Origin of the sequence: Arcicella rosea (assembly GCF_014204325.1) — a bacterium.
GTDB lineage: Bacteria > Bacteroidota > Bacteroidia > Cytophagales > Spirosomataceae > Arcicella > Arcicella rosea_A.
Map to the genome: position 1 here is coordinate 56886 of NZ_JACHKT010000014.1, position 15689 is coordinate 72574.

Genomic DNA, 15689 nt, shown 5'->3' on the forward strand with positions numbered 1-15689 from the left:
TTTTGATAGCATTTATAGGTTCTTGTCTCTAAAATGGATATTTCTCATTCTATAAAACATTTATAGAATCTTTTGTAGAAAAAATAAAAAAATATAAATAATTTAAGAAATTGGTACTGAGGAACAAGTACTTTTTAGCATTTGAAAGAATTAGAAATCATAATATTTCGATAACGAGCTACTATTTTATTCCTAATACTTTTGTGATTTTAAAACATATTCACCAACACAATGAAAAGACTTCATTTACTTTTTTTACTCTTTTTTATCGGAAATAAAGCGATGGCACAGCCTACAAGCTATTCCATGAAAAATACTCATGCCCATAACGATTACTTGCACGAACTTCCCTTTTATGAAGCCTACTCTTTACATTATGGTATGATTGAAGCCGACGTTTTCAAGCAAGGAGACGATTTGATGGTAGCTCATGAAAAATCTTCTATTCGTCCGAATCGTACTTTTAAAAATTTATATATTGAACCGCTGTTAAAACAAATTAGCTTAAACAATGGAAAGGTTTATGCCAACGGACAAAGACTTCAATTGCTGATTGATATTAAAGAAAATGGATTTGAGGCTTTGCGATTGTTGGAAAAGCAATTAACACCTTATCGTAATTATTTTGATGTAAAGAATAATCCTGATGCCGTTCAAATCGTCATCAGTGGCGATATGCCTGAAAGTATTGATTTCGATAAATTTGATGAGATTTTTTACTTCGATGGTCGTCCGAGACAAAATTATTCCGTAAAAAACTTCGAGCGTGTCGCTTTGCTAAGTACAAGTATTACAGATTTTACTCGTTGGAATGGCAAAGGACTCATCACAGCACCACAATACTTAAAAGTAAAAAACTTTGTGGATTCTGTGCATCGCATTGGCAAACCAGTACGTTTGTGGGCAGTTCCTAATTCGTTGACGGCTTATAAAGCGTTGATGAAATTGGGCGTTGATTATATCGGTACGGATAATTTATCAGAACTGGCAAATTATATTAAAAATCTGGAGGCTTTTTCTGCCAAACCGATTGCTCAACACATTCCTTATTTGCCAATGTATCAAGTTGATGGTATTCAAAAGAAATCAAAAAATATCATTTTCTTGATTGGTGACGGCATGGGATTAGCTCAAATTTATAGCGGCATTGCAGCCAATGGCGGAAAGCTGAATTGGACTAATTTCAAACACATTGGTTTTTCAAAAACTAATTCTGCGGATAGTTTCTGCACGGATTCAGCAGCAGGAGCGACGGCTTTTTCTACGGGCGAGAAAACTAACAATCGCTATATCGGCATGAGTACCGAACAGCAACCTTTAGAAAATATTGCAGAGATTTTGGACAAAAAGAAAATCAAAGTAGGCTTGGTTGTTTCTGAAGAAATTACGGGAGCTACGCCAGCTTCTTTTTACGCTCATCAGCCAGAAAGAGATTGGTCACAACTGATTGCCAATGATTTAGCTACCAGTCCGATTTCATTGACGATTGGTGCAGGCGTAGAATCTTTCAGACCAGAAACGATTGAACAACTCAAGAAAAAAGGAAAAGTATTTACTAAAATTGAAGCTTTGGAACAGGTAAAAACCAAAGAAAAAACCTTTGTTTTTGTTGATAAAAACGAAGTACGCCCCAAACACGAAGGCAGAGGAGAGTATCTTTCAGAGGCTTTTGAGGCTGCCGTAAAACAATTGGAAAGTACTTCGCCAAACGGTTTTTTCTTGATGTTGGAAGGTTCAAAAATTGATTGGGGTGGACACGCCAACCAGTTGAATTATGTAACAAACGAAATGTTGGATTTCGACAAAGTAATCGGAAAGGCTTTGGAATATGCCGATAAAAATGGCGAAACCACGATTATTGTTACTGCCGACCATGAAACGGGCGGTTTGTCATTATTAGAAGGCGATTTCAAAACAGGAAAATTAGAAGGAAGTTTCAGTACCAACGACCACTCAGGAATTGCTGTTCCAGTAGTAGCTTATGGCCCAAATGCACAAATATTCACGGGTTTTTATGAAAATAATACTATTTTTGAGAAGTTGCTTAAATGCCTGCGGATAAAGTGATGAGCTTTGAGCCGTGAGCTATAAGCTTTTTTAATGCTCATAACTCACGGCTCAAAGCTCAAAGCCAAATATGCTCCCTCGTCAACATACATATACTTTTGAAAATACCCCTCTTTCAAATCTTACTTACCTTACGATTTTAAAGCATAGTTCTTCGTTGATTGCTACGGATGAAAAAGGTTTTTTTGAGCTTCAACCCGAAAAAATCGACTTGAATTATGTAGAAATGCCCGTTTATCTGAATCGGCAAGATTTTCTTATCGTCACCGTCAAGCAAGAAAAAGACAGGCTCGACATGGCTTGTGAATGCAATGCAGCCATCAAAAATCTTTGCGAACATCAAGTACAAGTACTCCTCAACCTAACCGAACGCCAACATTTACGCATTTTTTTTGACGATGCTTTACGCCACAACAAAATGTTGGCTTTTGCCAAAGACTATGGTTTAGAAAACGAAAAAGCTTTAGACGAGTACTTTCAAATAGAATATCATCCTTTTAAAATTCAGATAAAACCTAAACTCAAAGAACTGATAGCGGTTAATCAAGCGGCGAATGAGTATTTGAGTACCAATTTATTGCCAAAATCGACTACACCAAATGGTCATTTTGACCATTTAGGAGAAAGTCAAAAAATGTTTATCGTAATAGCCAAACATCGCTATTACGACCATTTGATGGTTGAACTTTACCAAGCTCCTTTTACGAAAGAAGGTAAACTCAAAAATCCACTAAAAATACTCAATCCATTAGATTTTATCTGGAAAACTACTGAAATAGAAGAAGTTAAGTTTTTTTCAAGTGTGCTGAAATTTCAGCAACCCAATGGCGAAAAGGCATCAAAATTACTTTTTGAAGGACTAAAAGCTTTGGCAAAAAATCCGCTAAATCTTGAAGTATTTTACCATGAACCTAAAATTTCAGAGAAAGTAAATGCCAGTTCTGTACTTCCAATTCATTTGAAATCGCTGAAAATGGACATGAAAATGCAGATTGATTACAAGGATATTTTTCATGAAGTTTCGGCTGAATTGTTAATAAATGATAGGGCTTATTCATTAGAAAACCTTACGGTTAAATTCGATTATTTTGTTCAAATCACCGATACTTTGTACTTGATTGAAAATCCTGATTTTCTGAAAGTCATTACTTTTTTCAAGCAGCATAATCATAAAATGCTGGTGCATCGCTCTAAATTTGAAGAGTTTCAAAAGAATATTTTATACAAATTGGAGAACAAAATTCGAGTACATTATTCCTACATTCGCCCCGCTACGCCTGCCCAAATTGAAGAAAATACCATTGATATAAATCAGCAAAAAATCATTTATTTATCTGATTCAGAGGATTATATCTTGATTACGCCCGTGATTAAATACGGAAAAATTGAAGTGCCTGTTCTGTCAAAAAAACAGCTTTATGTATCGGATTTTAATGGAAATATTTTTTCATTAGACAGAGACGAAAAAGCAGAAATTCAATTTACGGCAGATTTAATCAGGCAACATCCAGATTTTGAAGACCAGCTCGACCTTGATTATTTCTATTTGCATCGTGGGGCTTTTTTGGATGAAGACTGGTTTTTAGAGGCTTTCGATACTTGGCAAAAGCAAGGAATTACGATTTTGGGCTTCAATGAACTCAAAGAAAATAAACGAAATTATCATAAAGCGGTCGTGAATGTCAGCGTAACCAGTGGCATTCGGTGGTTTGAAACAGAGCTTTCGGTTTTGTTTGGCAAACAGAAAGTTCCTTTAAAACAATTACAAAAATCGCTCAAGCACAGAAGTAAATATGTGCAATTGGGCGATGGCACTTTGGGCATTTTACCGACAGAATGGCTACAAAAATTCACGGAGTATTTTGAAGCTGGCGAAATTGTTGAGCAAAAAATCAGGATTCCAAAGAGTAATTTTTCGGAAGTAAGAAAACTATTTAAAGAAGAATTTTTGGCAGATGAAGTAAAACAAGATTTGAAAATTTATGCTGAAAAACTGAAAAATTTCAAGCAAATCGAAAACGTAGCAATCCCCGAAGGTTTGAATGCGACTTTGCGAGATTATCAAAAACAGGGCTTAAACTGGCTTAATTTCTTAGATGAATTTGGCTTCGGCGGTTGCTTGGCGGATGATATGGGCTTGGGTAAAACGATACAAATTATTGCTTTTATTTTATCGCAAAGAAGTAAAAAAGTACAAAATACAAATCTGGTGGTAGTGCCTACTTCCTTGATTTTTAATTGGGAAGCCGAAGTTGCCAAATTTGCTCCTTCTATCAAAATCCTGAATGTTTATGGAGCAAACAGAGAGAAAAGCACCGCTAATTTTGATGACTACGAAATCATTTTAACGTCTTACGGAACACTTTTGTCGGACATTACTTTCTTGAAAAAATATCATTTCAATTATGTTTTTCTGGATGAATCGCAAGCCATTAAAAACCCCAATTCTCAGCGTTATCAGGCGGCTCGTTTGCTGTCGGCTCGTAATAAAATTGTGCTGACAGGTACGCCCATCGAAAACAATACTTTTGATTTGTACGGTCAGTTGTCTTTTGCTTGTCCGGGTTTGCTTGGCGGGCTTCAACATTTCAAAGACCATTATTCAATGCCGATTGATAAGTTTAAAGACATAAAAAAAGCGAAGCAATTACAAGAAAAAGTAAGTCCTTTTATTTTACGAAGAACCAAAAAACAAGTAGCCAAAGAATTGCCCGATAAAACCGAAGTAGTGATTTTTTGCGAAATGGGCGAGCAACAAAGAAAAGTATATGATGCTTATGAAAAGGAATTTAGAGACTTTCTGAATCATAAAATTGAAGGTGATATACCAAAAGAAAGTATGCACATTTTGTCTGGTCTGACGAAGCTCCGACAAATCTGTGATTCGCCAGCTTTGCTGAATGACGAAGAGTTTTATGGCGGAGAATCCTCTAAAATTGAGGCTTTGATGGAAGAAATTGAAATGAAATCGTCGGAACATAAAATCTTAGTTTTTTCACAATTCGTCACCATGTTGGATTTGATAAAAAAAGAACTGGTAAAGCGAAGCATTTCATTTGAATACTTGACAGGTCAAACTAAAAACCGAGAAGAAAAAGTAAATGAATTTCAAGGCAACGAAGCAGTAAGAGTATTTTTAATCAGTTTAAAAGCAGGTGGAACAGGCTTGAATTTGACCGAAGCAGATTATGTATATTTGGTTGATCCTTGGTGGAATCCTTCGGTTGAAAATCAGGCAATTGACCGCTGTTATCGCATCGGACAAAAGAAAAATGTAGTGGCAGTAAGGTTGATTTGTCCGAATACACTTGAAGAAAAAATCATGCGTTTGCAGGAATCCAAAAAAGATTTAGTCGGCGATTTAATCAAAACTGATACTTTGATGTTGAAGTCATTTAGCAAAGATGATTTATTGGCTTTGGTGGGCGGCAAGCCGTGAGTTTAGTTAGTGAGTTGTGAATGAGTGATTTAGTGATTATTTTAATTCAAATGCTAAGATTGGGATAAGAATATGAGAAAAAGTATTTATTGATTTAGCCTAAAAACAAATAAGGCGAGATGGAATCTCGCCCTACGGTTTTTAACAAACGCCCTCTTTTACTTTTTCTCTTAAAAGCGTAGTCGCTTTAATCATATTTTTCAAAGCCAATTCTGTTTCTGCCCAACGGCGAGTTTTCAAGCCACAATCTGGATTTACCCATAAATTTCTGGCTGGAATATTGACTAAAGCTTTCTCTAACAAAACCAACATTTCTTCGGTTTCGGGTACTCGTGGCGAGTGAATATCATATACCCCCGGCCCGATTTCGTTTGGATATTTGAAATCAACGAAAGCATCCAATAATTCCATTTGCGAACGGGAAGTTTCAATCGTAATCACGTCAGCATCCATGTCGGCAATGTGTTTGATGATGTCATTAAATTCAGAATAACACATGTGCGTATGAATTTGTGTTTCGTCTTTTACACCCGAAGCACTTAAACGGAAAGCCTCAACGGCCCATTGCAAGTAATTTTCCCAATCGGCACGACGCAGTGGCAAGCCTTCACGAATGGCAGGTTCATCAATTTGTATCACTTTAATTCCTGCTTTTTCTAAATCTAATACTTCATCCCGAATCGCCATCGCAATTTGGAAAGCGGTGGTTTTGCGAGCTTGGTCGTCTCTTACAAATGACCATTGCAAAATCGTAATGGGACCAGTAAGCATTCCTTTCATCAGTTTTTGCGTTTTCGATTGTGCAAATTCCGACCAGCGAACTGTCATCGCCGTAGGGCGTTCAACGTCGCCATAAATAATTGGAGGTTTCACACAGCGACTACCATAACTTTGTACCCAACCGTTCTGAGAAAATACATAGCCCGATAATTGCTCGCCAAAATACTCTACCATATCGTTGCGTTCAAATTCGCCATGCACCAATACGTCCAAGCCAATTTCTTCTTGCCAATGGATAGATTTTTCAATTTCTATCGCAATTTGGGCATCGTACTCTTCTTGAGAAATTATTCCTTTTTTAAGGTTCGCTCTCAATACACGTACATCATCCGTTTGCGGAAACGAACCAATGGTTGTAGTCGGGAAAAGTGGAAGTTTTAAGGTTTCCAATTGTAAAGCCTGACGAACACTAAACGGACTTGGACGATGTGAATCTTTTTCCGTCAAAGCGGTTACTCTTGCTTTTACTTGTGGTTTGTGAATCAGATTTGAATCTTTTCTACTTTGAATAGCCTGTTGATTTTCAGCCAATTGTTGAGTAAATAAGGGTGCAGATGCTGGTTCTGCAAGCTTTCTCAGCACATTTACTTCATTCAATTTTTGCTTGGCAAAAGCCATCCAATTTTTGATTTCTGGTGTAAGTACTTGTTCGTTTTGCTCTAAATCTAAATCGCAAGGTGAATGCAATAAAGAACAAGAAGGGGCAATCATAACTCTTTCTTGTCCTAAAGTATCAATTGCTTTCTGAATGATTTTCAAGGATTTAGCATAATCGTTCTTCCAAATATTTCTACCATCGACAACACCAAGGGATAAGATTTTTTCAGTTTTAGCAAAATCTGTTTGCTCGAAAATATCATCCAATTGCGAAGGACAACGTACTAAATCAAGGTGTAAGGCATCAATGTCTAAAGTAGTGGCTACATAAATATTTTCGCCAGTACATTCAAAATAAGTAGCGACCAAAATATTTAAGTTAGGTACAGCTTTTTTGATTTTTTGATAGGCTTGTTGGAAAGCAATTTGCTCGTTTTCGGTCAAGTCTAAAGTCAAACAAGGTTCATCTAGTTGAATCCAATTTGCTCCACGAGCCACCAATTCTTGTAAAATATCAATATAAATTGGCAATAGTTTTTCTAATAAATCAATGCGATGAAAACCTGCTTCTTTTTCTTTTCCTAATAAAAGGAATGAAACTGGACCAATCAAAACAGGTTTGGTAACAATTCCGATTTGTTTGGCATCTTCAAAATCGATGATGATTTTATCAGAATATCTTTTAAATTGTTGATTTTTAGTGAATTCAGGAACGATATAATGGTAATTAGTATCAAACCATTTGGTCATTTCCATGGCTTTAATGTCGAGTCCGTTACCTTGTACGCCCCTTGCCATCGCAAAGTAAATATCTAATTCACGGTTAGTTTGTCCGTCCACCAAAGCATGATAACGCTCAGGAATTGCTCCGACCAACATGGCAGTATCCAAAATGTGGTCATAAAGTGAAAAATCATTCGAAGGAATCAAATCAATACCAGCCTCTTGTTGAATTTGCCAGTTTTGTCTTTTGATTTGGCGACCAATCCAGAGTAATTCATCTTTGGTACTTTTTCCAGCCCAAAATTGCTCAGAAGCACGTTTTAATTCTCTTTTGCTACCGATACGTGGGTAACCCAAATTGTGTGTAAACATCGTAATTATTGTTTTAAGGTTCGCACTTTGTCGATTTCCGACAAAGTATTTTGGTGCGTTTTATCAACACCGAATGAAACTTGAAAACACCACAACCGCCATGCGTAAAGCATAAGTACACGCTATTTCAGTAAAGAAATAGTCAATATTCGACAAGTATTTGTAAAAAATCAATGCGTGAACTAAGCCCTAATCGTGAGGGAATAGCCATTGAGAAGGTAGGCAAGTCTCCTGACTTATAACATTTTCTTCGCCCTTCTCATTCTTGGAAAAGAACAATGGACAAAACTGAAGAAAAATCGTTTCTAAACGAAACTGTTACTTACAGTAGCACGTCTGTTCGTGATTTACACACGATTCCTTTTTAATTTCTAGCAAAAAGCAATTTGCTTTTTCTTAAAACCGACCTTCTGATTGACGGGTGTTTGCTGTTACGAAGCAAAGGTATCAAGGAATTATTTTTAATAGATATATTAACCTAATAAATGATTAAAATTAGATATAATAATAAGTATTATATCAATAATTAGATATTTATATATTTAAAATGTATAAATATAGGTAAAACATCTTTTTAAAATTTATTGTAAAGGCTTCCTGTTTATCAATAGTGTCAATCTTAGATTAAGGATATGTTAGGAAAAAATCATGTTTTGATAATACAGGCTTTACTTTCCAGAAATCTTGCATGAATAACTTGCAACCAAATTAAAAACCTAATCCTTATCATTATTTTTTTTGATTGTGATTTAATTATATCATGACAAAATGAAAATATTTCAATTTACAACACAACAACAATGAACACAAAACCTTTTTTTAAGACCCAATCGAAGCTTATCCTTGGCGTCTTAGTTGGGGCAACAGTTGGCGTTTCTGCTAGTCCAACTTTTGCCAGTAATATTACTCTTCTCTCAACAACAAAATCTTATGCTTATGAACAAATAGTACTAAACAAATCAGTAAAAGAAATTACTGTAAAAGGAAGAGTAATTGATGCAAAAACCAAAGAGCCATTGGCAGGTTGTAACATCCTTGTAAAAGACAGCAAACGTGGTATAAACGCTGATGTAAACGGGAATTTTAGTATTACGGCGGACGAAAAAGCAACTTTGGTATTTTCATTCATTGGTTATGAAAAACAAGAAATTGCCATTGCAGGAAAAAGTACAATAGAAGTATCGCTTGTTTCAAGTGCTTCAGATTTAGAGCAAGTGGTAGTAGTTGGTTACGGGAGTTCAACGAAAAAAGATATTACAGGTTCAGTAAAATCATTGAAACCTGCTGAATTCAACCAAGGAATTATCAACTCGCCAGAACAACTTTTGCAAGGTAAAGTATCGGGTGTAAATGTTACTTCGGCAAGTGGTGAACCGGGTGGTGTTCAGAACATTAGTGTGCGTGGACCAGGTGGAGTAAGAACAGGAAGTACGCCACTTTTTGTGGTTGACGGTTTGGCTTTGGATAACTCAAGTAGCGGTGGAGCAACAAATCCACTTAACTTTTTGAACCCACAAGATATTGAATCAATCGACGTATTGAAAGACGCTTCTGCAACAGCAATTTATGGTTCAAGAGGAGCGAATGGCGTTATTTTAATCACGACCAAAAAAGGAAAAACGGGATTTTCTTCTTTCAATTACTCTACAAGTTATGGTTTCTCGACAATGGCGAGAGCTTTGCCTGTTTTCTCGGCGGATGAATACCGTAAACAAGTACCAGCTTTAGGAGGCGATTTGGACGATTTGAAGGCTTCAACCGATTGGCAGAAAGAAATTTCAAGAACAGCACTTACTAAAAACCATAATATTTCATTGGGTGGTGGTGCTGAAAAATTGACGTATTATGCTTCTTTCGGCATTCAAAACCAAGAAGGTATTCTGAAAAACAACCAATTAGACCGCTACACGGGTCGTATTAATGTAACACAAAAATTATTGGAAGACCGTGTGACTGTCGATGTGAATTTGAATGCGACAAATACTTATAATGAGCGTCCGTCAATCTCAGGAATTATTGGAACAGCGATTTCCGCCAATCCTACTTATCCTGCTTATGACGATAAAGGACAGCCTTATTCGTATGTAAATGCTTCAAATCCATTGACGACCTTGAAATTGGAAAAAGATGCTACTTCTATTACTCGTATCATCGGGAACATTTCTCCTTCTATCAAAATCATTGATGGTTTAGTGTATAAATTGAATTTCGGGATTGATAATTCAAGTTCAGCTCGTGATTTACAATCGTTGCCAAGTGCAGTGCCTTTGCAAGATGGTCGTTTAGAAACAATCAATATTACAAATACTAACCGCTTGATTGAAAACTATTTGACTTACACAAAAGCCATTAAAGAACATAGTTTTTCTGCTTTAGTTGGCCATTCGTATCAGAAATTCATGTTCCGTGGACGTGCTTATAGCATTAACAAATTCCCGATTTCTGATATTGAACCAATTTATAATCCTGGTTTAGGACAAGACCTTACTTTGGCAAACAACAAGCCATCGGGTTATGCTACAAACGATGAATTACAATCGTTTTTCTCAAGAGTAAATTATCAGTTCAACGACAAGTATTTATTGACAGCAACTTTAAGAGTTGATGGTTCTTCAAAATTTGGAGCAAACAATAGATATGGCGTTTTCCCTTCTTTCTCGGCAGGTTGGAGAATCTCTGAAGAGGAATTCTTGAAAGGTTCTGCTTTGAGTAATTTGAAAGTAAGAGCAGGTTGGGGGCGTACTGGTAACCAAGAAATTCCTTCAAAAATCACACAGGCAAGATTTACTTCTGTTATTTCAGCAGGTACATCTTATCCATTAGCAGAAACTGGTCCATTTCCAGCAGGTACTTCTTATACAAGATTGGCAAACCCGAATATTCAGTGGGAACAGTCAACACAAACAGATTTAGGGATTGACTTTGGGTTCTTGAATGGAGCTTTAACAGGAACAATTGATGTCTTCAATAAAGTATCAGGCGATATTTTATTAGAAGTAATTCCTGCCGATCCAGTGCAGCCAGCAGGTACTTTTTGGACGAATGTAAAAGATATGACGATTACTAACAAAGGTTTAGAATTAGAATTAAACTATCGCCATGCTGCTACAGAAGGTTTTACTTATGAAGTAGGCGGAAACGTTACTTTTATTGATAATGTTGTTAAAAATTCTCCTTATTCAGTAATTCCTTCAGGTTCAGCTTCAGGTTCTGGTTTAACTTCGGCAACTATCAACGGTTATGTGAGCGGTCAGCCAATTGGTACTTTCTTCTTGAAAGAATTTACAGGATTTGACGACAAAGGAATCAGTACTTTCCGTGATGTAGATGGCGACGGAATTGTAACGGATAAAGATCGTATCGCAGCAGGAAGTGCTTTACCAACGAAACAGTTCAACTTCTTTGGTCGTGCCAACTACAAAGGATTTGATTTATCAATCAATTTCAATGGTGTTGCTGGTAATAAAATCTATGATAATACTGCCAACGCAAACTTCTATAAGTTAAGATTATCGAAAGGTATCAACACAACGGCAGAAGCTATTGCTTCAACAAATGAATCGGTAAATAACTCTGCTCCAGTATCGACAAGATATTTGAAAGACGGTGCGTTCTTACGTTTGAATAACTTGACTTTAGGTTATAATGTAAATACTAAAGCTTTAGGAATTAGCAAATGGGTTTCTACTTTGAGACTTTCTGTAACAGGACAAAACCTTGCTGTATTTACAAAATACGATGGTTTTGATCCAGAAGTAAATACTGATAGAACTGTTAATGGTATTACTTCTTACGGAATTGATTACCTAAGTTATCCAAAAGCGAAATCTGTCATTTTTGGCTTAAATATTTCATTTTAATTAGAGAACCCAAACCTATGAGGTTTTTAAAACCTCATAGGTTTAAGCTTCAAGCGAAGCTTGATTTGAAGACTAAAAAAGGGATGAAATCATTTTCAAATCTTCAAATTACCAAATTTTCAAATTGCAAATCATCGAAATCATGAAAAAGAAACTATATGTTTTATTCGCCCTAATGGGCATATTATCCATTGAAAGTTGTACCAATCTTGAAGAAGTAGTATTGGATGAATCTTTCACGTCAAATCTTTCTGAAAAACAGGCTGCCGACGGAATTATGGCACCTGTTTACGCAAGGCTTCCAGATATTTTTTTACATACCAATTACTTTGCCATTCAGGAAATCTCTACGGATGAGGCTATTTTACCTTATCGTGGTGGAACTGACTGGGGCGATAATGGTATTTACTTGGCTTTACACGCACATACTCAAACAAGTACTGACCCGAATTTAAGAAATACTTGGAATTTGATTTTGCAAGGAATGTCAAGAGCTATTACAGCTATCAATACTTTGCCAAGTTCTAAAGACCCAATTGCAAAAACCTATTTAGCAGAAGCAAGAGGTATGAGAGCTTATTATTCGATGTTGACTTTAGACCTTTTCGGTTTAGTTTTCGTGAAAAATGACATCGGTGAAAACTCTACAATTTTGAGAGGCGACAAAGCTGTTGAATACATCAAAAGTGAATTATTGGCTGTTGAACCAAACTTAGAAACAACTGTTGGTCCAGGAAGATTAACAAAAGGAGCTGTTTGGGGATTATTAGCAAGATTATATTTGAATGCTGGCGTATATCGTGACCCTTACGCAACAGCAGTTACTTTCAAAAATGAAGATTTAGATAAAGTAATTGAATATACTGATAAAATTATTGCTTCTGGACAATATCAATTAGCGAGAGATTATTTCTCAATTTTCAATTCAGATAATCATACAAACAAAGAATTAGTTTTTGCGGTAGATCAACGTGCTGAATTGAATGGACATAACCGTTTGGCGTACTTCTCGCTTTCGGGTGACCAGTTTCCATTGCCAGCATATCCAAATGCAAACGGTACAGATGGCCCAGCGATTACTTCTGATTTCTACCGTACTTGGGTAAATGCTTATGGTTCACAAGACCCGAAAGTTGACCCAAGATTTTACAGAGAGAATCTTTCTATTTACTCAAATCCTGCGGATTCTTGTGTAGCGGCTGAGAATTTCAACATCAACCGTGGTATTTTAAGAGGTCAGCAATATGGTTTGATTCGTAAAAATGGTGTTTTTGTGAAATGTGCTGATGGAAAAATGAAAGTTGGTAAATTGGCTTATGATACTAGAAACAAACCAACATTAGCCGTTGATTTTACAGAACAGATTGATTTTACAGTAGCAGGAAGTAATTATAATACTGGTTACAGAGTAGAAAAATATGAGTTCAGTAAAAAATCGGTAAGTGGTAGAAACTTTGGAGATGCAGACATCGTAATCTTGCGTTTGGCAGATGTTTACTTGATGAGAGCCGAAGCAAAATTGCGTAGAAGTAACGACGTGGCGAGTGCTTTAGCAGATGTAAATACTGTAAGAGCTGCAAGAACTTACAGCACACCAGCACCAGCTTTGTCGGCAATGTCTTTAGATTTACTATATCGTGAAAGAGGTTTTGAGTTTTATTGGGAAATGCTTCGCCGTACAGACATGATTCGTTTTGGAAAATTCGAAGATAAATGGACGGAAAAATCAAATACCGATAGAAACAAAAGAATCTTCCCAATTCCACAAACAGCCATTGACGGAGCTTCTAATATTCCAGGATATTTAGTTCAGAATACTGGGTATTAATTAATAAATCATAAAAAAGCGGTCGAAAAGCTAATTTCGACCGCTTTTTTATGATTTTAAAATTCAAGATGACTTCTATCTAATTACTTCTCCTTCGCCATTTTGGCTCTTACTTTACTAAGGAATTCTGCTGAAATACCAAGGTATGAAGCAATATAATGTTGGGCTACTCTTTGCGGAATTTTTGGATATTTTTTCAAAAAATCAGCGTATCGTTCATGAGCAGTCTGAGCAATAGAATTAATCAACCTACTTTGTGTTGCCGACAAATTCTTCTGAACCAATAACCTAAATTGTCTTTCAAATTTGGGAGCTTTGGCGAGTAAATCTTCTTTTTTATCAGGCGTCAGCACAAAAACCTCACAGTCTTCTAAAGCCTCAATAAATAAATCTGAAGGTTTTTGTTCATGGAAACTGGCAATATCACTTACCCACCAATCTTCAATGGCAAACTGTAAAATTACTTCAAAACCATTTTTATCGATATAATACTTTCGCATACAGCCTTTTATGACGAATGCTTCGAAATTACAAATCTCACCTTCTTGTAATAAAAAGGTCTTTTTCTTGATGGTTTTGTATTGAAGATGTTCATTGAAAATGTGTAATTCTTCTTCCGAAAAAGCTACATTTTTACAAACATTTTTATTGATTTGGTCGAAATAAGTACTTAAAGGAGCGTTTGAATTCATTGTAAGATGACAACTTTTAAGTTGCAAAAAGATTCAGGTTCTCCTCAAAAATACAAATAATTTCCAATTATCTTAACCAAAACGCTCTACATCAAAAGCCTTTATATCAATACTTGTCGGCTGTTCGTTCACCAATTCTGACACCAATTTTCCTGTTCCTGCACCCAAACTCAATCCCATCATCGAATGTCCAGTGGCAATCACAACATTTTTATGTTTCTTCGTTTTACCAATATAAGGCAAGCCATCGGCAGAGCATGGACGATAACCGTACCAAATTTTGTCATTACTTGGTTGTTGAATATCAAACTCAGGGAAAAAGTCTTTCACCGATTTTAAAATACCTTCTACTCTGTGATATTGTGGTGGCGTTTTGGTAGAAACCACTTCCATTGTACCGCCAAAGCGAATTTTATTTCCGTCCATCGGCGTTACAGCCACTCTTCCTTCTGCCAAAATAATAGGATGATTGATTTGATAAGGCGAATCTTCCAAAGTAACGGAGTAGCCTCTTCCTGGCATTAAGGGTAAATTTACAGCCACCATTTCTGCCAATTCTCTACTCCATGAACCCGTCGCAATCACAAAATCATCGGCTTCATAAGCTTGTTGTGGCGTAATTACTTTCGTAATTTTTCCATTACTTTTTTCAAAACGAATTACTTCTTCGTTGGCTTTCAGCACAACGCCTTTGCTTGCGAGGTCTTTCAACAATACTCGCATTAATTTATCAGGATAAAGGTGTGCGTCACATTTAAAGAATAACGCACCCAATCCGTTAATTTCTGTTTGAGGCTCTAAGGCTTGCAGTTCTTCATAATTCAATAAAGTAACGTCTAAGCCTAATTCTTGAGCCTTTTCTACAGTATGATGTGCATGTGCTTGTACGGCTTCTGTCTGAAATACTTCTAGCATTCCTTTGTGTTCGTAGGCGAAATCGAAATGTGGTAAACAAGCCCATTCTGCAAATTCGTGCTGACTAAGTAGCGAAATATCTCTTAATGGAATGGCTGAATCGGCTACATTTTTTTCGGTAGCACTTTTCATAAATTTCAATCCCCAATCAAGTAAAGCAGGATTTAGCGAAGGTTTCACATAAAATGGACTTTTAGGATTCAGCATCCATTTTAAACCTTGCCAAATAATACCCGGAGCTGCCAAAGGAATAAAATGACTCGGACAAACATAGCCCGCATTTCCGTAGGAACAGTTATCCGAAAAATCGCCTTTGTCGATTACTGTTACCTGATTACCAGCTTTTTGTAAATAATATGCGGTACTTAATCCAATAATTCCACCACCTATAACTACTACACTTTTCATATCTTTAA

Annotated in this window: 7 protein-coding genes and 1 riboswitch; of the genes, 4 read left to right on the forward strand and 3 right to left on the reverse strand. The window is 36.3% G+C overall.

The features are described from left to right. Positions 1 to 231: 231 nt before the first annotated feature. Positions 232 to 2067 (forward strand): alkaline phosphatase, encoded by a 1836-nt coding sequence (locus HNP25_RS10875; protein WP_184134087.1) that lies wholly within the window; start codon positions 232 to 234, stop codon positions 2065 to 2067. A 70-nt stretch (positions 2068 to 2137) separates the two neighbouring features. Beyond that, positions 2138 to 5506 carry a DEAD/DEAH box helicase gene (locus HNP25_RS10880; protein WP_184134088.1) on the forward strand — a complete coding sequence of 1123 codons (3369 nt, stop codon included), beginning with the start codon at positions 2138 to 2140 and terminating at the stop codon, positions 5504 to 5506. Between the two features lie 141 nt (positions 5507 to 5647). Here the strand turns inward: HNP25_RS10880 and metE are convergent, their stop codons facing one another. Continuing rightward, on the reverse strand, positions 5648 to 7978 hold the full coding sequence (gene metE, locus HNP25_RS10885) for a 5-methyltetrahydropteroyltriglutamate--homocysteine S-methyltransferase (RefSeq protein WP_184134089.1): 2331 nt from the start codon (positions 7976 to 7978) through the stop codon (positions 5648 to 5650). A 204-nt stretch (positions 7979 to 8182) separates the two neighbouring features. Next, a riboswitch (cobalamin riboswitch) is annotated at positions 8183 to 8400 on the reverse strand. Between the two features lie 378 nt (positions 8401 to 8778). Between metE and HNP25_RS10890 the strand changes: the two genes are divergently transcribed. Together HNP25_RS10890 and HNP25_RS10895 are read left to right on the forward strand one after the other, a co-directional pair. After that, positions 8779 to 11838, forward strand: a complete 3060-nt coding sequence (locus tag HNP25_RS10890) for a SusC/RagA family TonB-linked outer membrane protein (RefSeq protein ID WP_184134090.1) — start codon at positions 8779 to 8781, stop codon at positions 11836 to 11838. A 142-nt stretch (positions 11839 to 11980) separates the two neighbouring features. After that, positions 11981 to 13666, forward strand: a complete 1686-nt coding sequence (locus HNP25_RS10895; RefSeq protein WP_184134092.1) for a RagB/SusD family nutrient uptake outer membrane protein — start codon at positions 11981 to 11983, stop codon at positions 13664 to 13666. 83 nt (positions 13667 to 13749) lie between these two features. Here HNP25_RS10895 and HNP25_RS10900 read toward each other — a convergent pair whose 3' ends face one another. Together HNP25_RS10900 and HNP25_RS10905 are read right to left on the reverse strand one after the other, a co-directional pair. After that, entirely contained in the window at positions 13750 to 14358 is a 609-nt protein-coding gene (locus tag HNP25_RS10900; RefSeq protein ID WP_184134093.1) for a Crp/Fnr family transcriptional regulator, read from the reverse strand. Positions 14359 to 14430: 72 nt separating this feature from the next. Further along, a complete protein-coding gene (locus HNP25_RS10905) occupies positions 14431 to 15681 on the reverse strand; it encodes an NAD(P)/FAD-dependent oxidoreductase (RefSeq protein ID WP_184134095.1) in 1251 nt (416 codons plus the stop codon). Positions 15682 to 15689 lie beyond the last annotated feature (8 nt).